Genomic DNA, 26323 nt, shown 5'->3' with positions numbered 1-26323 from the left:
CTCAGCGGGAGCGGGGGCGCAGGACGGCCGCGGCGAACACGGCGGGCGCGGTGAGCAGGAGGATCAGCGACACCATGGACGGCCCGCTGTCCGCCTGTTGCCGCCGCAGGCTCCGGTAGCCCGGCAGCGGAAGGGGCCGGGGAGAGGGCCCCGCCGACTGCCACGGGCCGGGCGGGCGGGGCGCGGGCGGCGCGGGCAGGGCGGGCGGCGCGGGAGCGGGCGCGGGGGGTGTGGTGGGGACCGGTACCGACGGGGTCACCGGGGGCACGGGCGGTGCGGGCGCGGGGGACGGCGGGGCCGGTGCCGGGCCCCGCGGGGGAGCGGGGGACTCCGTCGGCGCCTGGGTGGGAGGCGGCGTCGCACCGGGGGGCGGTGTCACGGAAGGCGAAGGCGTCGGTGAGGGGACCGGCGGAGGAGTGGGGGAAGGGGAGGGAGAGGGGGAGGGGGAGGGTGAAGGGGTGGGGGAGGGGGTGCAGCGCGGACCGCCCACGACGACCACCGTGCCGGGACGGCCGCCGGGGCCGGTCGTCGCGTGGGCGCAGCTGTGCGCCGCCGCCGGGGGCGAGAGGGCGGGAGTGAGCACGAGCGGGCACACGAGCGCCGCGCTCGCCAACACCCGTGCGGCCAGGGGTCCGTACACGCCGAGGAACATGATCTGATCAACGACGCGTCGCCCCGCACAGCGCGGTCGTTCCCCCGATGGGGGGACTTCTCGAACGTCTGGTCCCGTCCACGTACCGTTCGGAACTCCCCGGCCCTTGGCAGGACTTCACCGGCTTTCCCGACGGGATGAACACTCCCGCCCCCTCCGCCGTACCTAAGGCCATGAAACGGCGCACCGCGGGCGCCACGAAGAACGGCAAGACGACGGGAGTCGAGATGAGGAACCGGCGCAACACCGCGCTCGCCGCGACCGCGGTGGCGGCCCTGCTGACGCTGACCGCCTGCGGACAGGATCAGGGTGACCGCATCGGCGGCCAGTCCGTGGGCGCCGCCGCCCCCGCCGGGGCCCCGGGCCAGGGCGGTTACGGCAACGGCGGCGGATACGGCGGCGGCTACGGCTCCGACGCCGGGGCTTCGTCCGGCGGGACGGCCCCCACCTCGGCCGCCGGGCAGCTCGGCGTATGGAAGGGCAGCGAGTTCGGGGACGTGCTCATGGACGCCGAGGGGCGCACCCTCTACCGCTTCGACAAGGACACGCCCAACCCGCCCGAGTCCGCCTGCGAGGGCGACTGCGCCAAGACCTGGCCCGTCGTCACCGCCGACGGCGCCAAGGCCCCGGCCGGGGTCGATCCCGCCCTCCTCGGGGTCCTCACCCGCCCCGACGGCACCAAGCAGCTCACCGTGGACGGCTGGCCGATGTACCGGTACGCGAAGGACACCAGGACCGGCGAGGCCAAGGGCCAGGGCGTCGGCGGCACCTGGTTCGCGGCGGCCCCCGACGGCAGGAAGGCCCAGCCCGGCAAGAGCGCCGACGCCCCCGTCCCCGCGGGCTCCGGCTCCGGGGCGGCAGAGGGCGGCGACGAGGCCGGCGAGGAGACGGGCGGCGGCGCGGAGGCGGCGCCCGCCGACCGCGCCGGACTGTCCGTCCGCAAGGACCCCGAGCTCGGCGAGATCGTCGTGGACGCCCAGGGCAGGACCGTCTACCGCTTCACCAAGGACTCCGCCTGGCCCATGAGGACCGCCTGCACCGGCGACTGCCTCAAGAAGTGGCCCATCGTCGCACCCGTCGCCAAGAACGACACCGAGGGCATCACCACCAAGGGCTATGTGACCTTCGAGCGGCCCGACGGCAAGGAGCAGCAGACCATCGACTGCTGGCCCCTCTACACCTTCGCCGGTGACAAGAAGCCCGGCGACACCAACGGTCAGGGCGTGGGCGGCACCTGGTACGCCGTCTCGCCCGACGGAAAGCTGGTCGGAGCGCCCAAGTAGAGTCCCCCACGCGCGACTCCGGCCCGGTCGGCGGCCCGCCCGTCCCTTCCCTCGGGGACCGGCGGGCCGCCCTTCCGTACGCGCACGTGCCGGTGGCCTGTGACGAAGAACGGACCGGATTTTTCCGTTTCCCCTCGCCCTCCCGGCGGGCGATCAGTAGCCTCGGCTCGAACACCGGCCCGCTTCAAGGCCGAACACCGTGGCGACTGTTGGAGATTCGATGGACCGTCCCGCCTGGGCCCCGCCGGGCATCGACCTGTCGGTGCCGAGCGTGTCCCGCATCTACGACTACTACCTGGGCGGCTCCCACAACTTCGAGGTCGACCGCGAAGCGGCCCGCAGGGCCATGGAGTTCCTGCCGGGCCTGCCCAAGATCATGCAGGCGAACCGGGCGTTCATGCGCCGCGCCGTCCGCCACGCCGCCGGGGAGGGCGTCACGCAGTTCCTCGACATCGGCTCCGGCATACCGACGTTCGGCAACGTCCACGAGGTCGCCCAGCAGGCCGACCCCGAGGCGCGCGTCGTGTACGTGGACCACGACCCGGTCGCCGTCGCCCACAGCAAGGCCGTGCTGGAGGGCAACGACCGCGCCGACATCGCCGCCGCCGACCTCCGCAAGCCCCACGACATCCTGCACAGCCCCGAGGTGGCCCGCCTCCTCGACCTGGACCGGCCCGTGGCGCTGCTCCTCGTCGCCGTCCTGCACTTCCTGGAGGACACCGACCGGCCCTACGAGGCGGTCGCCGAGCTCCGCGACGCCCTCGCCCCGGGCAGCCTCATCATCGTCACCCACGCCTCCTTCGACGGCATCCCCGTGCCGCAGGAGCAGGCGGGCGGCACGGTCGGCGTGTACCGCGACATCCGCAGCCCGCTGGTGATGCGCTCCCGCGAGGAGGTCGCCCGCTTCTTCGAGGGCTGCGAGATGGTCGAACCCGGCCTCGTGTCGATGCCGCACTGGCGGCCCGACACCCCGCCCGAGCAGGAGGACCCCTACGCCTTCTCGGGCTTCGCCGGGGTGGGGCGCAAGGGGTGAGCACGTCGGCGCAGGCGTCGGGTTCCCGTGTGGAACCGGACGGCCTGGAGGACAGACTCCAGCGGTTCGCGACGATATGGAGCCGGGCCATCTTCCCGGTCACCGCCACGTCGATGACCCGCACCGAGTTCGAACAGCACCTGCTGCCGCTCGCCCGGACGCTGAGCACCGCCCTGCGCGCCCGGCCCTTCGACGTGGCGCCCGCGCAGGCCGTCGGCGCCGCCCTGATCGCCGCCCACTGCACGGACCCGGACGCCCTGAGCCGTACGCTCGGCGTCGTGGACTCGTATCTGGTGCTGTACTGCGGCACCGGAGCCGACACGCCCGCCGACGACCTGCGGGCCCGCTGCGCCCGCCTCCAGCACGCCCTGGCCGCCGGGTTCGCGCGGGCGCTGCGCGAGCGGACCCTCAGCGAGCAGGAGGCGATCGCCCGGTCCGCGCTCGCCGCCCGCGCCTTCGCCGAACAGGCCCTGCACGCCACGGAGGCCCGCTTCCGCGCCGTCTTCGAGGACGCGGCCATCGGCATCGGCATCGCCGACCTGGAGGGCAACGTCCTCGACGTCAACGGCGCCCTCACCCGCATGTTCGGCGGCCTGGAGCAGATCGTCCGGGGCCGCAAGGTCACCGAGTGGGGCCACCCCGAGGACGCCCCGCACGTGTGGAAGCTGTACGGGGAGCTGGTGCGCGGCGAACGCGACCACTTCCGCGTCGAGAAGCCGTTCTACCGCTCCGACGGCACCGTCCTGTGGACCAACCTGACGGTCTCCCTCCTCCGCGACCCCGAGGGCCGCCCCCAGTACCAGCTCGCCCTCATGGAGGACACGACCGAGCGGCGGCTGCTCAACCTGCGCCTGCGCTACGAGGCCACCCACGACGCGCTGACCGGGCTGCCCAACCGCAGTCTGTTCTCCGAACGCCTGGAGAAGGCCCTCGCGGCGGGCGAGGACACCCGCTTCGGCCTCTGCTACCTCGACCTCGACGGCTTCAAGGCCATCAACGACAGCCTCGGCCACGCCGCGGGGGACCGCCTCCTCGTCGAGGTCGCCGACCGGCTCCAGTCCTGCGCGACCGCGCCCGGCGAGATGGTCGCCCGGCTCGGCGGCGACGAGTTCGTGGCGCTCACCACGGGGCCCGACGTCACCGAGCGGGACACCGAGGAGCTCGCGGGCCGCATCCTGGCCGCCCTTTCCACACCGATCAGCCTCGACGGGCGGGAGATCACCGTACGGGGCAGCATCGGCATCGTGGAGGGCCGCGCGGGCGAACGCGGCCCGGCGGACGTGCTGCGCAGCGCGGACATCACCATGTACCGGGCCAAGTCCGCGGGCGGCAACCGGTACGAGAGGGCCGACCCGGAGGCCGACGCCCGCGCCATCACCCGGCACGGCCTGACCACCGCGCTGCCCGCCGCCCTGGACCGGGGCGAGTTCTTCATCGAATACCAGCCGCTCGTCCACCTCGGCGACGGCACCGTGCACGGCGCGGAGGCCCTGGTCCGCTGGTGCCACCCGCAGCACGGCGTGCTCGGCCCCGACCGGTTCATCCCGCTCGCCGAGCACACCGGCCTCATCGTGCCGCTGGGCCGCTGGGTCCTGGAGGAGGCGGTACGGCAGGCCAGGTTCTGGAAGCATCGCCACGCCGACGGCGGCCCCCTGCGCATCAACGTCAACCTGTCGCCCACCCAGCTCCACCACCCCGGCCTGGTCGCCGACATCACGGACGTGCTGGACCGCTCCGGCCTCGCCCCGGGCGCCCTGTGCCTGGAGGTCACGGAGTCCGCGCTGATCGGCGCCGACGAGGACCTGCTCAAACCGCTGCGGCAACTCTCCGAGATGGGCGTGGACATCGCGCTCGACGACTTCGGCACGGGCTACTCGAACCTCGCCAACCTGCGCCGCCTCCCGGTGAGCGTCCTGAAGCTCGACCGCTCCTTCACCCGCGGCATGCAGCAGCACCCGGCGGACCCGGTGGACATGAAGATCGTGGAGGGCATCGTCTCGCTCGCGCACAGCCTCGAACTCGCCGTCACGGTCGAGGGCGTGGAGACCGCCGCGCAGGCCGAACAGCTGCGCGCCATCGGCTGCGACACGGCCCAGGGCTGGTACTACGCCCGTCCCGGCGCCCCGGACCGCATCCACTCCCTGCTCCTCGCCGACGCGGTGTAGCCGACGCCCCGGTGCGGCCCTGCCCGGCCGCGCCCCCGACGTACGGCCCCAGGTGCCTGCCGGGTACGCCCCCGGGCGCCATCGCGCACGCCCTCACGCGACTGTCGCGCACGGTCCCGGGCCACGCGGTACGGCTCCGGCCGCACCCGCCGTCGCACGAGACGGTACGGCCCCGCGCGCCCGCTCCCGGGCGAACGCGGCCCGGCCCGGCGGCCCCCGGCTCCGCACGGCGCGGCTCGGCCCAGCTCGGCGCGCCCCGGCCGTACGGTCAGCCGCCCACCGTCGAGCGCAGCAGCACCCGCTGGAGCTCCCTGGCCGCGCGCGGCGGCGCCACGTCGCTGCGGTGCGCCAGCGCGATGGTCCGCCGCAGCCCCGGCGGGGCGAGCGCGGTGACCCGCACGTCCCGTCCCGCCCGCGCCGCCACCATGCTCGGCACGACCGCCACGCCCAGACCGGCCCGCACGAAGCCGAGCACGGCGTCCATCTCGCCGCCCTCCACCGAGAACGACGGCTCGAACCCCTCCGCCCGGCACGCCGCGACCGTCAGCTCCCGCAGGTCGTACCCGTGCCGGAACATCACCATCGGCCGCCCCTGGAGGTCCGCGATCCGCACCGGCCGGCGCGGCGCCGGGTCGGCCGCCGACGACACGACGACCAGGTCCTCCTGGAGCAGCTCCACCGTCGTCAGCGCGGGCGACGGCGACGGCAGCGGCAGCACCACCAGGGCCAGGTCCAGCGCCCCGCGCGCCAGGCCCCGCACGAGGTCGTGGGAGCCGCCCTCCTCGATGAACAGCCTGATCCCCGGGTACAGGTCGTGGAACGCCCGCAGCACCTCGGGCAGCAGGCCCGTGCACAGGCTCGGCGTCGCGCCCAGCCGCACCCGCCCGCGCCGCAGCTGGGCCAGCTCCTGCACCTCGTGCCGGGCAGTGTCCGCGTCGGCGAGGATGCGCCGGGCCAGTGGCAGCAGCGCCTCCCCGGCGTCCGTCAGCGCGATGTTGCCGCGCGCCCGGCTGAACAGCTCCGCCCCCAGCTCCTTCTCCAGCGCCCGGATCTGCTGCGACAGCGACGGCTGGGAGACATGGACGCGCTCGGCGGCGCGGGTGAAGTGCCGCGTCTCGGCGACGGCGACGAAGTACACGAGCTGCTGGAACTGCATAAGGCCAGCATAAGCGGGAATGATAGACGTCGCCTATGAAGATCAGCCCGGCCATGTCTTGGACCTCTCAGGCCCTTCGGCCCTAGCGTCGGTCCCATGGCTCTGGCATCGCGGACGCACCCCTCGGGGACGGAGCGGAAACCCTCCCCCTCGCGCCCTCCCCGGCGCACCTTCCTCGGATCGACCGTCGGCAAGAAGGCGGTCATGGCCGTCAGCGGCCTGATCCTCCTCGGCTATCTGGTCGCCCACGTCATGGGCAACCTCAAGGTCTTCTTCGGCCCCGACGAGTTCAACGCGTACGGCCACTGGCTGCGCACCATGGGCGCCCCGGTCCTCCACCACGGGTGGGCGCTGTGGCTCGTCCGGGTGGTGCTCCTCGCCGCCGTGGTCGCCCACGGCGTGTCGGCGTACCAGCTCACCCGGCTCGACCGGAAGGCCCGCCCCGTCCGGTACGTCCACAAGCGGCGCCGGGCGAGCTATGCCACCCGCACCATGCGCTGGGGCGGCGTGATCATCGCCCTGTTCGTCGTGTGGCACCTGCTCGACCTGACGACGCTCACCGTCAACGAGAACGCCCAGCCGGGCCACCCGTACGAGAACGTCGTCGCCACCTTCTCCACCTGGTACGGAAACGTCATCTACCTCGTCGCCATGCTCGCCGTCGGCCTGCACATCCGGCACGGCTTCTGGAGCGCCGCGCAGACCCTCGGCGCGGGCAGCGCCCGCCGCGACCGCGCCCTGAAGGCCATCGCCAACACGCTCGCCCTCGTCCTCACGGCGGGCTTCGTCTCCGTACCCGTCGCCGTCATGACCGGAGTCGTCAGCTGACATGAGCGCCTACACCGCGTACACGACCGGCGAGCCCATCGCCGACACCAAGGCCCCGAAGGGGCGCATCGCCGAGCGCTGGGACACCCGCCGCTTCGAGGCGAAGCTCGTCAACCCCGCCAACCGCCGCAAGCACACCGTCATCGTCGTCGGCACCGGCCTCGCCGGCGGCTCCGCCGGGGCGACCCTCGCCGAACAGGGCTACCACGTCGTCCAGTTCTGCTACCAGGACTCCCCGCGCCGCGCCCACTCCATCGCCGCGCAGGGCGGCATCAACGCCGCCAAGAACTACCGCAACGACGGCGACTCGGTCCACCGCCTCTTCTACGACACGGTCAAGGGCGGCGACTTCCGCGCCCGCGAGTCCAACGTCCACCGCCTGGCGCAGATCTCCGTCCAGATCATCGACCAGTGCGTCGCCCAGGGCGTCCCCTTCGCCCGTGAGTACGGCGGCCTCCTCGACACCCGCTCCTTCGGCGGCGTCCAGGTCTCCCGCACGTTCTACGCCCGCGGCCAGACGGGCCAGCAGCTGCTGCTCGGCGCGTACCAGGCGCTGTCCCGGCAGATCGCCGCGGGCAACGTCGAGATGCGTCCGCGCACCGAGATGCTCGACCTGATTGTCGTGGACGGGCGGGCCCGCGGCATCGTCGCCCGCGACCTGATCACCGGCGAGATCAGCACCCACTTCGCGGACGCGGTGGTCCTGGCGACCGGCGGATACGGCAACGTCTTCTACCTGTCGACCAACGCCATGAACTCCAACGCGACCGCGATCTGGCGGGCCCACCGCCGCGGCGCGTACTTCGCCAACCCCTGCTTCACCCAGATCCACCCCACGTGCATCCCGCGCACCGGCGACCACCAGTCGAAGCTGACCCTGATGAGCGAGTCGCTGCGCAACGACGGCCGCATCTGGGTCCCGAAGGCGAAGGGCGACACCCGCCCGCCGAACGAGATCCCCGAGGACGAGCGGGACTACTACCTGGAGCGGATCTACCCGTCGTTCGGCAACCTGGTGCCCCGCGACATCGCGTCGCGCGCCGCGAAGAACGTCTGCGACGAGGGCAGGGGAGTGGGCCCCGGCGGCCAGGGCGTCTACCTGGACTTCGCCGACGCCATCCGCCGCATGGGCCGCGAGAAGGTCGAGGAGAAGTACGGCAACCTCTTCGACATGTACGAGCGGATCACCGCCGAGAACCCGTACGAGGTCCCCATGCGGATCTATCCGGCCGTGCATTACACGATGGGCGGCCTGTGGGTCGACTACGACCTCCAGACCACCGTTCCGGGCCTGTTCGCGATCGGTGAGGCGAACTTCTCCGACCACGGCGCCAACCGGCTCGGTGCCTCCGCACTGATGCAGGGCCTCGCGGACGGCTACTTCGTCCTGCCGTCCACCATCAACGACTACCTGGCCCGCGTCCCCGGCCTGCCGCCCGTCACCGACGAGCACCCGGCGGTCGCCGAAGCGGTCGCGGACACCGAGGACCGGCTGCGGCTGCTGCTCGCCGTCGACGGCGACCGCACCCCGGACTCCTTCCACCGGGAGCTGGGCGAACTGATGTGGGACCACTGCGGCATGGCCCGCAACGAGCGGGGCCTGCGCGAGGCCCTCGAACGCATCCCGCGGATCCGCGAGGAGTTCTGGCGGCGCGTGAGGGTGCCCGGCAGCGGCGAGGAGCTGAACCAGTCGCTGGAGAAGGCCAACCGGATCGTCGACTACCTGGAACTGGCCGAGCTGATGTGCCTGGACGCCCTGCACCGCACCGAGTCCTGCGGCGGCCACTTCCGCGAGGAGTCCCAGACCCCGGACGGCGAGGCCGCCCGCAGGGACGAGGAGTTCTCGTACGCCGCCGCCTGGGAGTTCTCCGGCACCGGCACCGCGCCCGTCCTCCACAAGGAGGACCTCGTCTTCGAGTACGTCCACCCCACCCAGCGGAGCTACGCATGAGGCTCACCCTGCGCGTCTGGCGCCAGAAGAACGCCGACGCCCCCGGCACCATGGCCACGTACGAGGTCGACGGCATCTCCCCGGACATGTCGTTCCTGGAGATGCTCGACACGCTCAACGAGGAGCTGATCCTGCGCGGCGAGGAGCCCGTCGCCTTCGACCACGACTGCCGCGAGGGCATCTGCGGGGCGTGCAGCCTCGTCATCAACGGCGACGCCCACGGCCCCGAGCGCACCACCACCTGCCAGCTCCACATGCGGTCCTTCAAGGACGGCGACACGATCGACGTCGAGCCGTGGCGGGCGGCGGCCTTCCCGGTGGTGAAGGACCTCGTCGTGGACAGGTCGGCGTTCGACCGGATCATCCAGGCCGGCGGGTACGTCAGCGCGCCCACCGGCTCCGCCCCCGAGGCGCACGCCACGCCCGTGCCCAAGGCCGACGCGGACTACGCCTTCGAGCACGCCGAGTGCATCGGCTGCGGCGCCTGCGTCGCGGCCTGCCCCAACGGCTCGGCCATGCTGTTCACCTCCGCGAAGGTCAACCACCTGAACGTCCTGCCGCAGGGCGCGCCCGAGCGGGAGAGCCGGGTGCTGGACATGGTGGCGCGGATGGACGAGGAGGGCTTCGGCGGCTGCACCCTGACCGGCGAGTGCGCCACGGCCTGCCCCAAGGGCATCCCGCTGCCGTCGATCTCGGCCATGAACAAGGAGTGGCTGCGGGCCACCCGGCGCCACAAGGGCTGAACAGCGGCGATCCCGGCTTTGCCGGGCCGGGCGGGCCCGCGGGCGGCCTGCGGCGCGGTGCCCTATCCGGCCGCCCGGTCGCGGGCCCGCGACGCCTCGCGAGCGGCCGGAGCGGGCCCCGCGGCCGGGCGCAGGCCCGCCAGGCGCGCGAGGCGCCGGTAGGAGTCGCGCAGGGCCGCGCGGTCGTATGTGCTCGTCGTCACCAGCAGCTCGTCCGCGCCGGTCAGCGCGGCGACCTCCGCCAGCTCCGCCCGCACCCGGTCCTCCGTCCCGTGGACGTGCCCGCGCAGCCCCGCCTCGAAGAATTCCCGCTGCCGCGCCGTCATCGGCCGGTCCGCAACCGCCTCGGCCGGGGGAAGCGGCGGGAACGTGCCGTGCGTCCGCGCGTACGCCATCGACCAGGACTCCGGCACCAGCAGCCGTGCCGCCTCCTCCTGCGTTCCGGCCACCGCGACCGTCCCCGCCACCACCACATACGGCTCCCCGGCCCACACGGACGGGCGGAAGCCGGAGCGGTACTGGTCGATCGCCTCCAGCACCTTCGCCCGGCCGCTCAGGTCGCCGATCACCAGCGGCAGCCCGGCCGCCGCCGCGATCCCCGCCCCAGCGCCGGTCGCCAGCACGAACGGCGGCACGCGCAGCCCCTCCGACGGCAGCGCCCGCACCCCCGGATGCGCCCCCTGAGTACCCCGGAACCAGCCCAGCAGCTCGTTCAGGCGCTCGGCGAAGTCCTCGGCTTCCTCCTTGCCGTGCCCCAGCGCCCGCCGCACCCCGTCGGTGAACCCGACCGAGCGGCCCACACCCATGTCGATCCGGCCGGGGAACAGCGCCTCCAGCACCCCGAACTGCTCCGCCACCACCAGCGGCCGATGGTTGGGCAGCATCACCCCGCCGGTCCCCACCCGGATGGACGAGGTCGCCCCGGCGACGGCCGCCGCCAGCACCGTGGGCGCCGACCCGGCCACGCCGGGCACCCCGTGGTGCTCGGACACCCAGAACCGGTGGAAGCCCCACGCCTCCGCGTCCCGCGCCAGCCCCACCGTGTCGCGCAGGGCCCCGGCGGCGTCACCGCCCTCCCGGATCCGGGAGCGGTCGAGCACGGACAGGCGCAGCGGCAGCGGGGCGACGGGAGAAGGAGTCACACCCCGTACAACGCGTCCCGCCCCGCCCGATTCCCTACGCTGGCGAGGTGACGACCAACCGCAGGCCCCTGGCCGTGTTCGACCTGGACAACACCCTCTCCGACGCGCGGCACCGGCAGCACTTTTTGGAGCGCGCCCCCCGCGACTGGGACGCCTTCTTCGACGCCGCGCCACAGGACCCGCCGCTCCCGCCGGGCGTCGCCCTGTGCCTGGAGGCGGCGCGGCAGTGTGAGATCCGTTACCTGACCGGGCGCCCGGAGCGCTGCCGGCAGGACAGCCTCGACTGGCTCGCCCGGCACGGTCTGCCCGAGGGCCGCCTGCACATGCGCCGCGACGACGACCGGCGCCCGGCCCGGGTCACCAAGCTGGAGGTGCTGCGCAGGATCGGCCGCGGCCGCGAGGTGCGCATGCTGGTGGACGACGACGAGCTGGTGTGCGAGGCGGCCGAGACGGCCGGGTTCCACGTCGTACGGGCCGACTGGGCGCTCGGCTCGCGGGCGCTCCACCGGGCGCAGGAGAAGGAGGGCCGCACCTGACGGGTCCGGTGCGTGCCCGTACGGGCCCGTGGCGCCGGACAGGGGGAATCGGGCGGGGTGATCAGGATCGCGCCGGGCACGCGCGGCGTCTGAGAGACTGATTGGTATGGACATCGTGCGCAGGAACAACGTGACCGTCACCGGGAACCCGAACGGGCGTGCGGTCGTCCTGGCCCACGGCTTCGGCTGCGACCAGAACATGTGGCGGCTGACCGTGCCCGCGCTGGCCGACGACTACCGCGTGGTGCTGTTCGACTACGTGGGCTCGGGCCGCGCCGAACCGTCCGCGTTCACCGAGGAGCGCTACTGCTCGCTGGACGGCTACGCGCGGGACGTGGTCGAGGTGTGCGAGGCGCTCGACCTGCGCGACGCCGTGTTCGTGGGCCACTCCGTGAGCGCGATGATCGGGGTGCTCGCCGCCCGCGCGGCCCCGGAACGGCTGGGCGCGCTGATCATGGTCGCCCCCTCTCCCCGGTACATCGACGACGAGGGCTACCGGGGCGGGTTCAGCGCCGAGGACATCGACGAGCTGCTGGAGTCGCTCGACCTCAACTACCTCGGCTGGTCGGCGGCGATGGCTCCGCTGATCATGGGCAACCCGGACCGGCCCGAGCTGGGCGAAGAGCTGAAGAACAGCTTCTGCGCCACCGATCCGGACATGGCGCGCGTCTTCGCCCGGACCACGTTCCAGTCGGACTCCCGTGACGACCTGAAGACCGTGACCATCCCGACACTGGTGCTGGAGTGCTCCGACGACATCATCGCCCCGCGCGAGGTCGGTGCCTTCGTCCACCAGGCCGTCCCCGGCTCCACACTGGTGACCCTCGACGCCACCGGGCACTGCCCGCACCTGTCCGCCCCCGCGGCCACCAATGAGGCCATCACCGCCTTCCTCGCAGGCCTGCGGTGATGTGCCGCACGGACCGCGAGCCGGAGCCTGGTAACGCCGAGGCCGGCGGGGGCGCCGACGCGGCGGCCTTCACGGCCCTGCTGGAGGACAGCGCCGAGGATCTGTACGAGAGCGCCCCCTGCGGCTACCTGTCCACCCTGATGGACGGCACCATCGCGAAGATCAACACCACGCTGCTCGACTGGCTCGGCCTCGACCGGAAGACGGTGGTGGGGCGGATGCGCTTCAGCGACCTGCTGACCGTCGGGGGCAAGCTGTACCACGAGACCCACTACGCGCCGCTGCTGCGGATGCAGGGCGAGGTCAGCGGCATAGCCATGGACGTCAAACGGACCGACGGCGAGCGGATCCCCGTGATGGTCTCCTCCGTCGTCAAGTACGGGGCGACCGGTCAGCCGCTGCTCATCCGCACCACCCTCTTCGACGCCCGCGACCGCCGCGCCTACGAGGAGGAGCTCCTGCGCCGCAAGCAGGTCGCCGAACAGGCGCGGAAGCAGGCTGAGGCCGACCGCGCCCGCCTGCAGGAGGCCCTGACCGTGCTGCAGCAGTCGTTGCTGCCCGACATGCTTCCGCCGGTGCCGGGCATGGAGACGGCCGCCTACTACCACACCGCGTCGCCCGAGCGGCTGGGCGGCGACTTCTACGACGTCTTCCCTCTCGGCGGACAGCGCTTCGCCTTCTTCCTGGGCGACGTCTGCGGCAAGGGCCCCCAGGCCGCCGCCGTCACCTCGCTGACCCGCTACACCCTGCGCGCCGCGGCGCTGCACGACCGCGACCCGGTCGCCGCCCTGACGACCCTGAACCAGGTGCTACACGAGCGGTACGCCGGCAGCGGCGACCCGCGCTACTGCACCGCGATCTTCGGCACGCTCGAACCCGGCCCCGAGCCCGGGAGGATCGCCGTCCGTCTCGCCTCAGGCGGCCACCCGCCCGCCGTGGTGCTGCGGGCCGACGGCACGGCAGGCTTTCTGCCGACCCCAGGCGGGCTCCTGGTGGGCGTGCTGCCGTCCGCGCCCTTCACCACCGCCACGACCGTGCTGGAACCCGGCGATACGCTCCTGCTCTACACTGACGGCCTCACCGAGGCCCGCACCGGTGAGGGACGCGTCGACCGGTACGGGGACGAGGGCCTGCTCGCCTTCGCCCTCGACCATGCCGGCGAACCGCCGCACGCCGTCGTCAAGGCACTGACCGATGTGCTGGACGGTTTCGGCCACGGCCTGGACGACGACACCGCACTGCTCGCCCTCGGGGTCGCGGCCACCGGCTCCCGCACGACGAACTGACGATGAGCCAGCTGAGGATCACCACACACGACACCGCGACCGGTCCCGTACTGGCCGTCTCCGGCGAACTCGACTACACCAGCGCCCCGGAGCTGCGCGCCCTGGTCGCCGGCGTCACCCTGCGCCCGGGGCAGCGACTCGTACTCGACCTGCGCGGCATGGAGTTCTGCGACTCCAGCGGCATCACCGCGATGATCGCCGCCCGCGGCCACGCCCTCGACGCCGGGGCGGACATCGCCCTCGCCGCCGTACCGCCCCACACCCTGCGCGTGCTGCGGCTGGTCGGACTCGACCAGGTCTTCACCGTCCAGGCCGACGCCGAGACCGCCGACCACTCCTGACCCCGCGCCGGAACGCCGGACCCCGCCCGGCCACGTCGGACTCGGGGACCGCCGGTCATGCCCGGCCCTGCCCCGGAGCAGCCGACCGCGCCCGACGCCTCCCGTGCGGCGGCCCGCCCGGCGCGGCCGGCGCCCAGCCGCCGACCGCCACGCGTGCCCCGGCCGCGCCGCCCGGCACCTCCCTCGGGGGCCCCGGCGCCGGGCTCTACGCCTCGTCGCCCGCGTCCGGGCCGTCCAGCCGGAAGCCGACCTTCAGCCCCACCTGGTAGTGCGCCACCTTGCCGTCCTCCAGGTGCCCCCGGACCTGCGTCACCTCGAACCAGTCCAGGTTGTGCAGCGTCTGCGCGGCCCGCGCGATCCCGTTGCGGATCGCCTCGTCCACGCCCGTGTGCGAGGTACCCACGATCTCCGTGACGCGATACGTGTGGTGTGACATGGCGGACTCCTCCTCGCCGTGGTGCGCGCGCGCCCGCTGGCGCGCCCCTTCCACGGTGCCCCAGCCCGCCCGGGACCGCGAGGCGGAGCGCACACGGACTTGACCGACCCATTGGTACATACCAAAATCCAGCCATCGCCCGTGCGAACACGTTCGCTCCCCCCACGTCGGGTCCGTCCTCCCTGCACCACAAGCAAAAGGTGACCTACGTGAAGAAGCGCCCGCTGGCCTGTTCCACCGCGCTCGTTTCCAGCCTCGCCCTGGCCGGCTGCGGTCTCGTCCCCGGCCAGGACGGCGGCACGCGGACCGTCACGGTCTGGCTGATGAAGGGCAGCGCGTCCGACGAGTTCCTGAAGCGGTTCACCACCGCGTACGAGAACGAGCACCCCGGCACCCGGCTGGACATCGTCATCCAGGAGTGGACCGGCATCGGCAAGAAGGTCAGCGCCGCCCTGGCGAGCGAGGACGCCCCGGACGTCATCGAGGTCGGCAACACCCAGGTCGCCCAGTACGCCGAGACCGACCTCCTGTACGACCTGACTCTGGAGTCCGTGCGCGACCTCGGCCGCGAGGACTGGATACCCGGCCTGGCGCAGCCCGGCAGCATCGACGGCAGCCAGTTCGGCATCCCCTGGTACGCCGCCAACCGGGTCGTCATCTACCGCAAGGACCTGTTCCGGCAGGCCGGGATCGACGAGCCGCCGAAGACCCGCGAGCAGTGGCTGAAGGACACCGAGAAGATCAACGAGACCGGAGCCCAGGGCATCTACCTCGCAGGACAGGACTGGTACACCCTCTCCGGGTTCATCTGGGACGAGGGCGGCGAACTCGCCGTCGAGAGGAACGGCGAGTGGACCGGCGCGCTCGACAGCCCCCAGGCCGTCAAGGGCATGAAGTTCTACAAGACCCTCCAGTCCCTCGGCGACGGTCCGAAGGACGCCGACGAGGAGAACCCGCCGCAGGCCGAGGTGTTCGCCAAGGGCGACATCGCCCAGATCATCGCCACGCCCAGCGCGGCCGCCGCCATCCAGCAGCACAACCCCGCGCTCGGCTCCCGCCTCGGCTTCTTCCCCATCCCCGGCAAGACCGCCGACAAGCCGGGTGCCGTGTTCACCGGCGGCTCCGACCTGGTCGTCCCCGTGAACGCGGGCGAACGCGCCGCCGCCATCGACGTGGTGACCGCGCTCGCCGGGAAGGAGTGGCAGACCGACTTCGCCCGCACCATGAAGCACGTGCCCAACAAGATCTCCCTCGCCTCGGTCGTCGAGGGCGAGGAGGCCACCGCCGCCATGGCCGCCGGAGCCGCGCGCGGCCGCGCCACCCCCAACTCCCCGAAGTGGGCCGACGTGGAGGCGAACAACCCCATCAAGCCGTACATGACGGCCGTCCTGCGCGGCGAGGACCCCGAGAAGGCCGCCCGCCGCGCCTCCCAGAGCATCACCGAGGCCCTCGCGGGCTGACGGCTCCGGCGGGGGCGAACCGGTCATTCAGCCGCCGCACATCCCCGCTCCGCCGGGCGGTCACGTCCAAGCCAGGCGGCGACGGCACAAGTAGGGGTACGGGCCACCGCACCCCCGCGGCCGCCCGCGCCGCCCGGCCAAGGAGCCTCCATGACCATGACGACCCCGGCCCCGGTCACCTCCGCCCCGCCCGCCCAGGCGCCCGCGCCCCGCTACCGGGTCTCCCTCGCCCGCGAGCAGGACGACGTGCGGGCAGCGCAACGCCTGCGGCACCTCGTCTTCGCGGGGGAGCTGGGCGCCCGCCTCGACGGTCCGGAGCCCGGTCTCGACAGCGACGCCTTCGACGCGTACTGCGACCACCTCCTCGTACGGGACGAGGCCACCGGCGAGGTCGTCGGCACCTACCGCCTCCTCCCGCCCGAGCGGGCCCGCATAGCCGGGCGTCTCTACTCGGACGGCGAGTTCGACCTCGCCCGCCTCGCGCCGCTGCGCGACGACCTCGTGGAGCTCGGCCGCTCCTGCGTGCACCCCGCGCACCGCAACGGCGCCGTCATCTCCCTCATCTGGTCCGGCATCGCCCGCTACATGGCCCGCACCGGCCACAACTGGCTCGCCGGGTGCTGCTCCCTGCCGCTCTCCGACGGCGGCGCCCTCGCCGCCGCCACCTGGGACACCGTCAAGGCCAAGCACCTCGCCCCCGAGGAGTACTGGGTCACCCCGCACCGCCTGTGGTCCCCCGAGGGCGTCACCCGCCCGGCGGGCCGCACCGAACTCCCGCCGCTGCTGCGCGGCTACCTCCGCCTCGGCGCCTGGGTGTGCGGCGCCCCCGCCCACGACCCGGACTTCGGCGTCGCCGACCTGTACGTCCTGCTGTCGCTGCGCCGCACCAACCCCCGCTACCTGCGGCACTTCCTGTCGCTCGGCGGGGAGTGATGAGCGCCTGGCTGCCGACCGCGCCCTGCGTGCCCGAGCGGTGCGCGACCCCCGCGGGCCCGGCGGCAGGGCCGCTCCTGGCCGCCCTGCGCGTGGCCGCCGGGCTCACCGCCGTACTCGCCGGGCTGGCCCTCGCCCCGCTGACCGCCCCGCTCCGCCCGGCCGCCCGCCACCGGCTGACCCGCGTGTGGTGCCGTACCGTCCTGCGGGCCTTCGGCGTCCGGGCGCGCGTCACCGGCGCCCCGCCGCCCCCCGGACCGCTCCTCGTCGTCGCCAACCACGTGTCCTGGCTGGACGTGGTCCTCGTCGCGGCGGTCCTGCCCGGCCGGATGGTCGCCAAGCGGGAGGTGCGCCACTGGCCGCTGCTCGGCCCGCTCGCCGCCCTCGGCGGGACCCTCTTCCTCGACCGGGACCGCCTGCGCGCCCTGCCCGGCGCGGTCCGCGGCCTCGCCCGCGCCCTGGCCGCCGGACACCGCGTCGTCGTCTTCCCGGAGGGCTCCACCTGGTGCGGCCGCGCGCACGGCAGGTTCCGTCCGGCCGCCTTCCAGGCCGCGCTCGACGCGGGCGCCGCCGTCCAGCCCGTACGGATCACCTACCGGCCCGTGGGCCCCGCCGCGTTCGTCGGGGACGACCCGCTGGCCGTGTCGCTGTGGCGGGTCGCGGCGGCCGGGCGGCTCACCGCCGAGATCCGGCTCCTCGCCCCGATCCCGCACGGCGCGCACCCCGACCGCCGCGCCCTCGCCCGCGCCGCCCGGACCGCGGTCTCGGGGCCCACCCCCGCGACCACCTGCCCGGCGACGACGATTCCGGTCGCGACGGCCAGGGGCGCGACGATCCCGTACACGACGGTCCCGCACCGGCCCGCCCCGTACAGGCCGGTACCGGTCCCCGGCGCCCCGCCCGGTCAGACGGCCGTCGCCAGGGACAGCGCGAACCGCCCCGCCTCGTCCGTCCACCACCGCGACAGCTCCATGCCGGCGGCCTCCAGCTCCGCCGCGACACCCTCCTGACGGAACTTCGCCGACACCTCCGTCCGCATCTCCTCACCCGCCGCGAACGGCACCGCGAGGCCCAGCTCCGGGATCTTCACGGTCAGGGCGCGGCGGGCCCGCAGCCGCATCTCGATCCATTCGTTGTCCGGGTCCCAGACGGCGACGTGCTGGAAGTCGTCCGGGTCCACGTCCGCGCCCAGCTCCCGCGCCAGCACCGCCAGGACGTTCTTGTTGAACTCCGCGGTCACCCCCGCCGCGTCGTCGTACGCGGCCACCAGCGTCGCCTCGTCCTTCACCAGGTCCGTGCCGAGCAGCAGCGCGTCCCCCGGTTCCAGCAGGGACCTCACCGACCGCAGGAACACCGCCCGCTGACGCGGCAGCAGATTGCCGAGCGTGCCGCCCAGGAACGCCACGAGCCGGGGCCCCGGCGTACCCGGCAGGGCCAGACCCCGGGTGAAGTCGGCGACCAGGGCGTGCACCCGCAGCCCCGGCAGCTCCTCGGTGAGCGCCCCGGCCGCGCCGGTCAGCGCCGACTCGCTGACGTCCACCGGCACGTAGTCCACCAGGCCCGGCCGCAGCGCCCGCAGCAGGTGCCGGGTCTTCTCCGACGAACCGGAACCCAGCTCCACCAGGGTGCGGGCCCCGGTCGCCCCGGCGATCTCCGCCGCCCGCGCGGCGAGGATCTCCCGTTCGGCGCGGGTCGGGTAGTACTCGGGCAGCCGGGTGATCTCCTCGAACAGCTCGCTGCCCCGCGCGTCGTAGAACCACTTCGGCGGCAGCTCCTTCGGCGTGCGGGTCAGGCCGCTGCGCACGTCGGCGCGCAGGTCGGCGCCGGTCGTGCCGTCGGGCAGGGTGCGGGTCAGCAGGAACGGGCTCACGCGGGGGACTCCTCGAACGGCTCGGCGGCGGGGAGGAAGGCAGGGGGGGGGGGGGGGGGGGCGGGCCGTGACGCCGTCCGCCGTGGCGGTCAGCACCGTCCGGTCCGGCACCTCGCACCAGCCCGGATCGTCGTCGTACGGCTCCGAGGCGACGACCGTGCGGCGGCCCGGCCCGGCCAGGTACCACAGGGTGTCGCCCCACGCGGTCGCGGTGATGGTCGTACCGTCCGTCAGCAGCAGGTTCAGCCGCGACGCGGGCGCGGCCTCCGCCACGTCGCGGACCACCCCGGCGAGCGCGTCGGACGGCGGGTCGCCGCGCCGCAGCCGGTGCAGGATTAGCGCCCACACGAGCGCCGAGTCGTTGCGGGCCTCCAGGGCGAGCAGCTCGGCGGGCGGCAGATTGGCCGCGAGCGCGGCGACCGAGCCGGGCCAGCCCGCCACCGCCCCGTTGTGGCTGAACAGCCAGGGCCCGGAGGCGAAGGGCGCGGCGGCCGCCTCCCCGTCCGCGCCGGGCAGCGTCGCGTCCCGTACGGCGGCCAGCGCCGCGTGCGCGCGCACCACCCGGGCCAGGTCCGCGAACGACGGGTCCGCCCACACGGGCCCCGCCCTGCGATACCGGGCCGGAACGGGGTCGTCCGGCGCGTACCAGCCGACGCCGAACCCGTCCGCGTTGACCGTCCCGTACCGCTGCCTGCGCGGCGCCCACGACTGCCGGTACAGCCCGTGCGCGGGTGCGACCAGAAGCTCCCCGAGCGGCACCGGACCGGCGCCCGCCCAGGCGATGTGACGGCACATCAGCGCCTCACCCCGCGTCCCTGGCCGTGCGGAACCCGGCGAAGATCTGCCGCCGCACCGGAAGGTCCCAGTTGCGGAACGTCCCCCGGCACGCCACCGGCGCCACCGCGAACGACCCGCCCCGCAGCACCTTGTGCTCAGGACCGAAGAACACCTGCGAGTACTCCCGGTACGGGAACGCCACGAACCCGGGGTACGGCAGGAAGTCGCTCGCCGTCCACTCCCACACGTCACCGATCAGCTGCCGTACGCCCAGCGGGGAGGCCCCCGCCGCGTAGGCGCCGGCCGGGGCGGGCCGCAGATGCCGCTGCCCCAGGTTGGCGTGGTCCGGGGACGGCTCGGCGTCGCCCCACGGGTAGCGCCGCGACCGGCCGGACGCGGGGTCGTGCCGGGCGGCCTTCTCCCATTCGGCCTCCGTCGGCAGCCGCCGCCCCGCCCAGCGCGCGTACGCGTCGGCCTCGTACCAGCTGACGTGCAGCACCGGCTCGTCGTCCGGCACGGGCTCCACGACGCCGAAGCGCCGCCGCAGCCACTGCCCGCCCTCGCGGCGCCAGAACAGCGGTGCGCCGATGCCGTGCCGCCGGATCTGCTCCCACCCCTCGGGCGCCCACCAGCGCGGGTCGCGGTAGCCGCCGTCGTCGATGAAGTGCCGGTACGCGCCGCACGTCACCGGCACCGTGTCGAGGAAGAACTCCGGTACGAACCGGACGTGTCCGGGCCGCTCGTTGTCCAGAGCCCACGGCTCGTCGTCGTGCGAGACGCCCATCGTGAACGGCCCGCCCGGTATCCGCACCTCGGCGGGGATCCCGGCCGCGTCGGCGCCGGGGCGCGGCGGCTCGGGCGCGGCCAGCGCCGCGGGTCCTCTGCGGAGCTGATGGGTGATCAGCATCGTCTCGTCGTGCTGCTGCTCGTGCTGGGCGACCATGCCGAACGCGAACGCCGCGTCCACCAGCGGGTCGCCCTCGAACCGTGACCCGCCGAGCACGTCGAGGACCCGGTCGCGGACCTCCGCCGCGTACGCCCGCGCCTCGCGCGGCGGCAGCAGCGGCAGGGACGGGCGGGTCGCGCGGGGATGCTCGAACGCGTCGTACAGCGGGTCCATCTCGGGCCGCAGCGCCGGGCGGCCGCCCACGGCGCGCAGCAGCCACTGCTCCTCCTGGTTGGAGATGTGGGCCAGGTCCCACACGAGCGGCGACATCAACGGGGAGTGCTGGGCGGTCAGTTCGCCGTCGTCCACGCAGTCGGTGAGCAGGGCGGTGCGCGCCCGCGCCGCCGCCAGCGCGTCGTACGCCCGTCGCCGGAGCGTGTCGGGGGAGGCGGTGACGGTCATGTGGACGAGTCCTTCACGGAGTCGGGGCAGGGCGCGGTCTCGGCCGACCGGGGCCGTGGGGGTACGCGACCCGGCCCGGCCGACGGCGACGGCGGCGGTACGGGCACGGGCTCGTCCGGAGGAGCCTGCGCCGGTACGGGCACGGGCCCGGCCGTCCGGGGCGCCGGGGGCCCGGACGACTGTCGCGGCACGGAGACCGGGGCGAGGCGCTGGTCGTCGGCCGGGCAGCGGCGCCGCAGCACGAACCGCTCCTGGAACGCGCCCACGGCGTCCCGTACGGCGGCGGGCGCCCCCGCGCGGGCCAGGGCCCCCAGCGCGAGGGCGAAGCACTCCACGGCCGCCCGGTGCAGCGCGGGCGCCTCGGGGCCGTCCCGGACCGCCGCCCGCCAGTGCGCGTCCCTCGGCGGGGGCAGCGGCCCGGCCGTCTCCGCCAGCGGCAGCAGCACCCCGTACGCAGCCTCGGCCGCCTCCGGGTCGTCGAACAGCGCCGCCGTGACCGCGAGCGGCACCACCCAGCCGTCGTCCCCGGGCTGCGCGTCCAGCATGCGCAGCTCCAGATGGGTGCCCCGGGGCCGTACCGGCGGGAACAGCGTCGTCAGGTGGTAGTCGAGGTCGGCGCGCGTCGGCGCCCGCAGCGCCCCGGAGCGCAGCCACTCACGGAACGTCAGCCCCTCGGGCACCGCCCAGGGCCCCTCGGCCGCGCGGACGCACATCACCGGCGTGTCCAGCACATGCCGCGCCCACGCGCCGCGCGGCTCCCGTCCGGCGGGCGGAGCCGTGCCCCGCAGCGGGTCGATGCCCGCCCACAGCGACTGCCGCGAGGACCGCAGACCGGTCGGACGGCCGTGCAGCGTGGGGGAGTTGGCGAACGTGGCGACGAGCACCGGGCCCAGCAGGTGCGCCAGCCGCCACCGCCGCCGGTAGCCGAGCGGGCCGGGCTCCTCGTACCCGGAGTCCACGCAGACCTGCACGGACGCCGAGTCGCGCATCATCGACCGCCCGGCGCTGCCCCAGCGGTCGAGGTAGACCTCCATCGCGTCGTAGCGCGGCTCGCGCAGCACACGCTCGCGCGTCGGCAGCCACGGGTCGGTGCCGGAGCCGGTGAGGGTGAGTCCGAGACGGGCGAGCGCGGCGCGTACGGCGGAGAGATCGGCCGTGACGGTGGCGACGCACTCGGCGAGCGAGGCGGCGGGCGGCGAGCTGAGCTCCAGCTGTCCACCGGGTTCCACGGTGAGCGACGACGTCAGGTCCAGGGCGCGCAGGGCGGTGAAGGCGGTGTGCAGACGGTCGCGGGGGACGGGCAGGTACGGGCGGTGCAGATCGTGGACGAACCACTCCAGTTCGACCCCGACCGCGCCGGGCGGGCCGGTCTTGAAGCAGATGCACCGAAGCAGGTCCTCGGCCTCGTCCTCGGTCAGCGGCGGACCGCCGTCCGGGAAGGCGCTCGACGGCATGAATCGCTCCTCCTGTCGCGGGACGTACCGTTCCACCTAAGCCACCGTCGCCGAGCGGCACAAGGGTGCCCGCGTGAACGGCACATGCCGGATAAACCCGTTGCGGCCCGCCTGTGTGATCACGAACGATGCGGGGTATGAGCGCACGTCTACGCGGTATCGCGCGGGAGACCGAACAGATCGTCGCGGCGGGCCGGTACCGGACCCCCGCGGGCGAGGTCCGCATCGCCGACCTGGTCGCCAAGGCCGTCGACGGCACCACCCTGCACGGCCCGGACCCCGTCCCCGCCGCCCCGGGGACCGGCCGGAGCACCCGCATCGAGGTCACCGGCGAATCCACCACCGAGGCGGCCCGCCGCCTCGCCGCCGCCGCACCCGACCACTCCGTCGCCGCCTTGAACTTCGCATCCGCCCGCAACCCCGGAGGCGGCTACCTGAACGGCGCCCAGGCGCAGGAGGAGGCCCTGTGCCGCGCCTCCGCCCTGTACGCCACGCTGCTGCGCGCCCCGGAGTACTACGACCACCACCGCGCCGACCGGGATCCGCTCTACACGGACCGGGTCATCCACTCGCCGGGCGTCCCGGTCTTCCGTGACGACCGGGGCGGGCTCCTCGACCGCCCGTACACGGTCGGCTTCCTGACCTCACCGGCGCCCAACGCCGGTGTCGTCCGCGCCCGTACGCCCGAGCGGGCCGACCGCGTACCGGCCGCCCTCGCGTCGCGCGCCGAGCGGGTCCTGGAGACGGCCGTCGCCCACGGCTACCGGCGGATCGTGCTGGGCGCCTGGGGCTGCGGCGTCTTCCGCAACGACCCGGCCGAGGTGGCGGGCGCCTTCCGGGCGCTGCTCACGGGGGACGGGCGGTTCGCGGGGCACTTCGACGAGGTCGTGTTCGGCGTCCTGGACCGGACCCGCGAGCAGCACACGCTGGGCGCGTTCCGCACGGCCTTCGCGACGGCGTAGCCCGTACGGCCCCGCTGCCGGTCCCGGGCCCCGATCCCGGCCCCGGCCCGGCCCCGGCGGCTGTTCCCGGCCACGGTCCCGGCCGTCGCCCCCCGGCGCCCGCATCGGCCACGGTCCCGGCCGTGCACCCGTGCGCCGTGCACCCCTGTGCACACGTGCGCCGTGCACCCGTGCGCCGGGGCTCGGGCACCTGTCGGCACGCCCCTGACGTGCGCCGGGCGCCATACGTCCTTAGCGTCACGACCATGGACACACATCGGCAGCACCCGAAGCGCCTGGAGATCCTCATCGTGCCCGAGCACGCGGAGGGGCGCGACGCCGCGCACCTCGCGGAGGTGGCGATCCGTTCGGCCGTCGTGGAGGCCACCGGTGAGACGGGCGCCTCCGGCTACCCCCGGTACGCGGGCGGTGGCCTCGTCGCGGACGTGGACCCCGGGACCCGCACCGTGGAGGCGCTCCTCGTGGACGGCTCGGAGCTGGACTACGGCCTGTCCGCCCGGGTCCGTGAGCCGGATCCGGAGTGAGGGCGCCGGGCTGCCGTTGACACCGACCGCTCCGGGGCCGGAGACTCGGCGCGTCGGTAGTGAACATTCGTTCACCGTACGTACGCGCGCGTACGGGCCCGTAGGCGCGCACCAGCCTGTGGGAGAGAGCCCCGATGAGCATCCGCGACGTCTACATCGTCGACGCCGTCCGCACCCCGATCGGCAAGTTCGGCGGTGCCCTCTCCTCCGTGCGCCCCGACGACCTCGCCGCGCACGTCGTGCGCGCGCTGGTGGACCGCACGCCGGACCTGGACCCGGCCCGCGTCGACGACGTGTATTTCGGCGACGCGAACGGCGCGGGTGAGGACAACCGCGACGTGGCCCGCATGGCGGTGCTGCTCGCCGGGCTGCCCGTCACGGTGCCCGGTGTGACCGTCAACCGACTGTGCGGCTCCGGCCTCGAAGCGGTCGTGCAGGCCGCCCGCGCCATCGCGCTGGGCGACGCGTCGATCGTCCTGGCGGGCGGCGTCGAGTCGATGTCGCGCGCCCCGTGGGTGCTGCCGAAGCCCGAGCGGGCGTTCCCGGCCGGGCACGAGCAGATGTACTCGACCACGCTGGGCTGGCGCATGGTCAACAAGCGCATGCCGGCCGAGTGGACCGTGTCGCTGGGCGAGGGCGCCGAGCAGGTCGCCGACAAGCACGCCATCAGCCGCGAGCAGCAGGACGCCTTCGCGCTCGCCAGCCACCGCAAGGCCGCGCGGGCGTGGGCGGACGGCCTCTTCGACGGCGAGGTCGTCCCGTACGAGGGTGTGGACCTGGCTCGCGACGAGTGCATCCGCGACACGACGTCCATGGAGGCCCTGGCCAGGCTGAAGCCCGCGTTCCGCGCGGACGGCACGGTGACCGCCGGTAACGCCTCGCCGCTCAACGACGGCGCGGCGGCGCTGCTCCTGGTGGACGAGGAGGGGCTGCGCGCGTGCGGCCGTGAGCCGCTGGCCCGTATCCGCACCTCGGCGGTGACCGGCATCGAGCCGCAGCTGTTCGGTCTGGGCCCGGTGGAGGCCGTCCAGCGGGCCCTGGGCCGCGCGGACCGCACCTTCGCGGACCTGTCGGTGATGGAGCTGAACGAGGCGTTCGCGGCGCAGGCGCTCGGCTGCCTCGCGGAGTGGCCGGAACTGGACCCGGCGGTCGTCAACCCGCGCGGCGGCGCCATCGCGATCGGCCACCCGCTCGGCGCGTCCGGAGCCCGCCTCGCCGGTTCGGTCGCCCACCAGCTCGCGGCGGCCGGCTCGGGCACGGGCGTGGCGGCCCTGTGCATCGGCGTGGGCCAGGGCATCGCGGTGGTCCTGGAGCGGTAGGCCCCGGAAGCCGTGCGGGCCGGACCGGACGGCCCCGAGGCCCGTACAGGACAAGGGGGCCGGGCGGGATCAGTACCCGCCCGGCCCCCTTGCCCGCCGCCACGCCCCCGCTCGGCGGCGCGGGCTCAGTCGTCCCCGCCGGGGGCCTGCTGACCGGCTGCCTTGGCGTCCTCGATGGACTTCTTCACCGCGTCCATGTCCAGCCCCCGGGCCTGCCCGATGAGGTCCTCCAGCACCGGCTCCGGCAGTGCGCCCGGCTGGGCGAACACGGCGACGTTGTCCCGGACGATCATCAGCGTCGGGATCGACTGGATCTCGAAGGCGGCGGCGAGCTCCTGCTCCGCCTCGGTGTTCACCTTGGCGAACACCAGGTCGGGGTGGCGCTCCGACACCGTCTCGAAGACCGGGGCGAACTTGAGGCACGGGCCGCACCAGGAAGCCCAGAAGTCGATCAGGACGAAGTCGTTCTCCGACACGACCTGGTCGAAGTTCTCCTTGGTCAGTTCGATCGTGCTCATGCCGTCCGCCTCTCAGGGGGTTCGTCGGTGCCCCGGACAACGGCGCCCGGGGCATGCCTATTCCCCTGCCCATCGCCAGCCACCCCCGCACCTGCCCACCACTGGCGTGGCGGACACGGGGCGGCTGCCGTGCGCCGGGCCGGGTACCCGGGCCGCATGATGAAACGCGCTCTGTGGCAGGGACTTGTGGCCGGTGCGGTGGGCGGTCTTGTGATGACGCTCGGAGAGAAGGCCGAGCAGCGCCTCACCGGGCGGCCCGACTCGCATGTCCCCGCACGTGTACTGGAACGGCTCACCGGCATGCAGGAGCGGCCCGGCGCACGACCTCCGGCCGTGAACCTGGGCATGCACTTCGGGCAGGCGGCGGCGCTGGGCGTACTGCGCTCCGTGATGGCCCATGCCGGGCTGCGCGGTCCGCTGTCGTCCGCGAAGTTCGCCGTGGTGCGGCTCACCAACGACCAGATCCTGGAGAACGCGACCGGTGTCGGCGCCCCGCCCGCCACCTGGCCCCGCCGGGAACTCGTCGTGGACCTGGCCCACAAGGCCGTCTACGCCTTCGTGACAGGACTTGTCGCCGACGCCCTGGCCGCCCGGAACGGCCCCGGGCCCGGACAGCGCCACGCCGCCGTCCGGCCCGGCCGGCACGCCGACGTCGGGCCGGTCCCGCGGAGGGACGCCTATGGACGGGGCCGGTGA

Annotated in this window: 26 protein-coding genes and 1 pseudogene; 18 read left to right on the top strand and 9 right to left on the bottom strand. The window is 74.2% G+C overall.

The window, feature by feature from the left end:
* Window position 1: 1 nt before the first annotated feature.
* Window positions 2-259 (bottom strand): hypothetical protein, encoded by a 258-nt coding sequence (locus J116_RS29845; RefSeq protein WP_023591070.1) that lies wholly within the window; start codon window positions 257-259, stop codon window positions 2-4.
* Window positions 260-470: 211 nt separating this feature from the next.
* Between J116_RS29845 and J116_RS28985 the strand changes: the two genes are divergently transcribed.
* From J116_RS28985 to J116_RS01800, 4 genes are all read left to right on the top strand, one after another.
* Window positions 471-659, top strand: coding sequence for a hypothetical protein (locus tag J116_RS28985; RefSeq protein WP_139140453.1), 189 nt, complete (start codon window positions 471-473; stop codon window positions 657-659).
* Between the two features lie 220 nt (window positions 660-879).
* On the top strand, window positions 880-1935 hold the full coding sequence (locus J116_RS01810; RefSeq protein WP_028964770.1) for an SCO0930 family lipoprotein: 1056 nt from the start codon (window positions 880-882) through the stop codon (window positions 1933-1935).
* Between the two features lie 220 nt (window positions 1936-2155).
* Window positions 2156-2968 carry an SAM-dependent methyltransferase gene (locus tag J116_RS01805; RefSeq protein ID WP_023591073.1) on the top strand — a complete coding sequence of 271 codons (813 nt, stop codon included), beginning with the start codon at window positions 2156-2158 and terminating at the stop codon, window positions 2966-2968.
* Window positions 2965-5133: a putative bifunctional diguanylate cyclase/phosphodiesterase gene (locus J116_RS01800; protein WP_028964771.1), complete on the top strand. Its 2169-nt coding sequence runs from the start codon at window positions 2965-2967 to the stop codon at window positions 5131-5133. The genes J116_RS01805 and J116_RS01800 overlap by 4 nt, the downstream gene beginning before the upstream one ends.
* A gap of 268 nt (window positions 5134-5401) precedes the next feature.
* Here the strand turns inward: J116_RS01800 and J116_RS01795 are convergent, their stop codons facing one another.
* Window positions 5402-6289 carry a LysR family transcriptional regulator gene (locus J116_RS01795; protein ID WP_023591075.1) on the bottom strand — a complete coding sequence of 296 codons (888 nt, stop codon included), beginning with the start codon at window positions 6287-6289 and terminating at the stop codon, window positions 5402-5404.
* 96 nt (window positions 6290-6385) lie between these two features.
* Between J116_RS01795 and J116_RS01790 the strand changes: the two genes are divergently transcribed.
* The 3 genes from J116_RS01790 to J116_RS01780 are packed head-to-tail and all read left to right on the top strand — an operon-like array spanning window position 6386 to window position 9811.
* Window positions 6386-7117, top strand: a complete 732-nt coding sequence (locus J116_RS01790) for a succinate dehydrogenase cytochrome b subunit (protein WP_028964772.1) — start codon at window positions 6386-6388, stop codon at window positions 7115-7117.
* Between the two features lies 1 nt (window position 7118).
* A complete protein-coding gene (locus J116_RS01785; RefSeq protein WP_023591077.1) occupies window positions 7119-9068 on the top strand; it encodes a fumarate reductase/succinate dehydrogenase flavoprotein subunit in 1950 nt (649 codons plus the stop codon).
* Entirely contained in the window at window positions 9065-9811 is a 747-nt protein-coding gene (locus J116_RS01780) for a succinate dehydrogenase/fumarate reductase iron-sulfur subunit (RefSeq protein WP_023591078.1), read from the top strand. The genes J116_RS01785 and J116_RS01780 overlap by 4 nt, the downstream gene beginning before the upstream one ends.
* 62 nt (window positions 9812-9873) lie before the next feature.
* Here J116_RS01780 and J116_RS01775 read toward each other — a convergent pair whose 3' ends face one another.
* Window positions 9874-10953, bottom strand: coding sequence for an MsnO8 family LLM class oxidoreductase (locus J116_RS01775; RefSeq protein WP_023591079.1), 1080 nt, complete (start codon window positions 10951-10953; stop codon window positions 9874-9876).
* A gap of 47 nt (window positions 10954-11000) precedes the next feature.
* On the opposite strand from J116_RS01775, the gene J116_RS01770 reads away from it, so the two are divergent.
* From J116_RS01770 to J116_RS01755, 4 genes are all read left to right on the top strand, one after another.
* Entirely contained in the window at window positions 11001-11489 is a 489-nt protein-coding gene (locus J116_RS01770) for a phosphatase domain-containing protein (protein WP_023591080.1), read from the top strand.
* A 106-nt stretch (window positions 11490-11595) separates the two neighbouring features.
* Window positions 11596-12399 (top strand): alpha/beta fold hydrolase, encoded by an 804-nt coding sequence (locus J116_RS01765; protein ID WP_023591081.1) that lies wholly within the window; start codon window positions 11596-11598, stop codon window positions 12397-12399.
* Window positions 12399-13685: a PP2C family protein-serine/threonine phosphatase gene (locus tag J116_RS01760; RefSeq protein WP_023591082.1), complete on the top strand. Its 1287-nt coding sequence runs from the start codon at window positions 12399-12401 to the stop codon at window positions 13683-13685. The genes J116_RS01765 and J116_RS01760 overlap by 1 nt, the downstream gene beginning before the upstream one ends.
* Window positions 13686-13687: 2 nt before the next feature.
* A complete protein-coding gene (locus tag J116_RS01755; RefSeq protein WP_023591083.1) occupies window positions 13688-14026 on the top strand; it encodes an STAS domain-containing protein in 339 nt (112 codons plus the stop codon).
* Between the two features lie 205 nt (window positions 14027-14231).
* Here J116_RS01755 and J116_RS01750 read toward each other — a convergent pair whose 3' ends face one another.
* The gene (locus J116_RS01750) at window positions 14232-14462 is read right to left on the bottom strand and encodes a dodecin (RefSeq protein ID WP_028964773.1); all 231 of its coding nucleotides are present in this window, start codon (window positions 14460-14462) and stop codon (window positions 14232-14234) included.
* Window positions 14463-14671: 209 nt separating this feature from the next.
* On the opposite strand from J116_RS01750, the gene J116_RS01745 reads away from it, so the two are divergent.
* From J116_RS01745 to J116_RS01735, 3 genes are all read left to right on the top strand, one after another.
* Window positions 14672-15922 (top strand): extracellular solute-binding protein, encoded by a 1251-nt coding sequence (locus J116_RS01745; protein ID WP_023591085.1) that lies wholly within the window; start codon window positions 14672-14674, stop codon window positions 15920-15922.
* A 150-nt stretch (window positions 15923-16072) separates the two neighbouring features.
* A complete protein-coding gene (locus J116_RS01740) occupies window positions 16073-16855 on the top strand; it encodes a GNAT family N-acetyltransferase (RefSeq protein WP_023591086.1) in 783 nt (260 codons plus the stop codon).
* Window positions 16855-17865, top strand: a complete 1011-nt coding sequence (locus J116_RS01735; protein WP_023591087.1) for a lysophospholipid acyltransferase family protein — start codon at window positions 16855-16857, stop codon at window positions 17863-17865. The genes J116_RS01740 and J116_RS01735 overlap by 1 nt, the downstream gene beginning before the upstream one ends.
* Here J116_RS01735 and egtD read toward each other — a convergent pair.
* The 4 genes and pseudogenes from egtD to egtA all read right to left on the bottom strand — a co-directional run bounded on the left by egtD (window position 17760) and on the right by egtA (window position 22304).
* A complete protein-coding gene (egtD, locus tag J116_RS30635) occupies window positions 17760-18725 on the bottom strand; it encodes an L-histidine N(alpha)-methyltransferase (protein ID WP_028964774.1) in 966 nt (321 codons plus the stop codon). The two genes, J116_RS01735 and egtD, sit on opposite strands and share 106 nt — an antisense overlap.
* Before the next feature lie 126 nt (window positions 18726-18851).
* Window positions 18852-19520 (bottom strand): annotated as a pseudogene (gene egtC / locus J116_RS30630) (ergothioneine biosynthesis protein EgtC); the annotation flags it as partial.
* 7 nt (window positions 19521-19527) lie between these two features.
* A complete protein-coding gene (egtB, locus tag J116_RS01725) occupies window positions 19528-20850 on the bottom strand; it encodes an ergothioneine biosynthesis protein EgtB (RefSeq protein WP_023591088.1) in 1323 nt (440 codons plus the stop codon).
* Window positions 20847-22304, bottom strand: coding sequence for an ergothioneine biosynthesis glutamate--cysteine ligase EgtA (egtA, locus tag J116_RS01720; protein ID WP_023591089.1), 1458 nt, complete (start codon window positions 22302-22304; stop codon window positions 20847-20849). Before egtA ends, egtB begins: the two co-directional genes overlap by 4 nt.
* 137 nt (window positions 22305-22441) lie before the next feature.
* On the opposite strand from egtA, the gene J116_RS01715 reads away from it, so the two are divergent.
* The 3 genes from J116_RS01715 (at window position 22442) to J116_RS01705 (ending at window position 25109) form a co-directional block, all read left to right on the top strand.
* On the top strand, window positions 22442-23266 hold the full coding sequence (locus J116_RS01715; protein WP_023591090.1) for a TIGR02452 family protein: 825 nt from the start codon (window positions 22442-22444) through the stop codon (window positions 23264-23266).
* Window positions 23267-23511: 245 nt separating this feature from the next.
* Window positions 23512-23790, top strand: coding sequence for a hypothetical protein (locus tag J116_RS01710; RefSeq protein WP_023591091.1), 279 nt, complete (start codon window positions 23512-23514; stop codon window positions 23788-23790).
* A gap of 134 nt (window positions 23791-23924) precedes the next feature.
* Window positions 23925-25109: a thiolase family protein gene (locus J116_RS01705; protein ID WP_023591092.1), complete on the top strand. Its 1185-nt coding sequence runs from the start codon at window positions 23925-23927 to the stop codon at window positions 25107-25109.
* Window positions 25110-25234: 125 nt separating this feature from the next.
* Here the strand turns inward: J116_RS01705 and trxA are convergent, their stop codons facing one another.
* Window positions 25235-25627: a thioredoxin gene (gene trxA, locus J116_RS01700; protein WP_023591093.1), complete on the bottom strand. Its 393-nt coding sequence runs from the start codon at window positions 25625-25627 to the stop codon at window positions 25235-25237.
* Between the two features lie 156 nt (window positions 25628-25783).
* On the opposite strand from trxA, the gene J116_RS01695 reads away from it, so the two are divergent.
* Window positions 25784-26323 (top strand): hypothetical protein, encoded by a 540-nt coding sequence (locus J116_RS01695; protein ID WP_028964775.1) that lies wholly within the window; start codon window positions 25784-25786, stop codon window positions 26321-26323.

The sequence above is a fragment of the Streptomyces thermolilacinus SPC6 genome (assembly GCF_000478605.2).
Taxonomy (GTDB): Bacteria; Actinomycetota; Actinomycetes; order Streptomycetales; family Streptomycetaceae; genus Streptomyces; species Streptomyces thermolilacinus.
Note: the sequence above shows the minus strand (reverse complement) of the source record. Positions and strands in the feature narration are given on the sequence as shown.

Bases quoted from the DNA above. Each gene is read 5' to 3' on its own strand.
- egtA (WP_023591089.1), bottom strand. From the start codon at position 22,304: ATGCCGTCGAGCGCCTTCCCGGACGGCGGTCCGCCGCTGACCGAGGAC.
- J116_RS01715 (WP_023591090.1), top strand. From the start codon at position 22,442: ATGAGCGCACGTCTACGCGGTATCGCGCGGGAGACCGAACAGATCGTC.
- J116_RS01705 (WP_023591092.1), top strand. From the start codon at position 23,925: ATGAGCATCCGCGACGTCTACATCGTCGACGCCGTCCGCACCCCGATC.
- J116_RS01785 (WP_023591077.1), top strand. From the start codon at position 7,119: ATGAGCGCCTACACCGCGTACACGACCGGCGAGCCCATCGCCGACACC.
- J116_RS01735 (WP_023591087.1), top strand. From the start codon at position 16,855: ATGAGCGCCTGGCTGCCGACCGCGCCCTGCGTGCCCGAGCGGTGCGCG.
- J116_RS01755 (WP_023591083.1), top strand. From the start codon at position 13,688: ATGAGCCAGCTGAGGATCACCACACACGACACCGCGACCGGTCCCGTA.
- trxA (WP_023591093.1), bottom strand. From the start codon at position 25,627: ATGAGCACGATCGAACTGACCAAGGAGAACTTCGACCAGGTCGTGTCG.
- J116_RS01740 (WP_023591086.1), top strand. From the start codon at position 16,073: ATGACCATGACGACCCCGGCCCCGGTCACCTCCGCCCCGCCCGCCCAG.
- J116_RS01790 (WP_028964772.1), top strand. From the start codon at position 6,386: ATGGCTCTGGCATCGCGGACGCACCCCTCGGGGACGGAGCGGAAACCC.
- J116_RS01710 (WP_023591091.1), top strand. From the start codon at position 23,512: ATGGACACACATCGGCAGCACCCGAAGCGCCTGGAGATCCTCATCGTG.
- J116_RS01765 (WP_023591081.1), top strand. From the start codon at position 11,596: ATGGACATCGTGCGCAGGAACAACGTGACCGTCACCGGGAACCCGAAC.
- J116_RS01760 (WP_023591082.1), top strand. From the start codon at position 12,399: ATGTGCCGCACGGACCGCGAGCCGGAGCCTGGTAACGCCGAGGCCGGC.
- J116_RS01695 (WP_028964775.1), top strand. From the start codon at position 25,784: ATGATGAAACGCGCTCTGTGGCAGGGACTTGTGGCCGGTGCGGTGGGC.
- J116_RS01810 (WP_028964770.1), top strand. From the start codon at position 880: ATGAGGAACCGGCGCAACACCGCGCTCGCCGCGACCGCGGTGGCGGCC.
- J116_RS01795 (WP_023591075.1), bottom strand. From the start codon at position 6,289: ATGCAGTTCCAGCAGCTCGTGTACTTCGTCGCCGTCGCCGAGACGCGG.
- J116_RS01780 (WP_023591078.1), top strand. From the start codon at position 9,065: ATGAGGCTCACCCTGCGCGTCTGGCGCCAGAAGAACGCCGACGCCCCC.
- egtB (WP_023591088.1), bottom strand. From the start codon at position 20,850: ATGACCGTCACCGCCTCCCCCGACACGCTCCGGCGACGGGCGTACGAC.
- J116_RS01750 (WP_028964773.1), bottom strand. From the start codon at position 14,462: ATGTCACACCACACGTATCGCGTCACGGAGATCGTGGGTACCTCGCAC.
- J116_RS01805 (WP_023591073.1), top strand. From the start codon at position 2,156: ATGGACCGTCCCGCCTGGGCCCCGCCGGGCATCGACCTGTCGGTGCCG.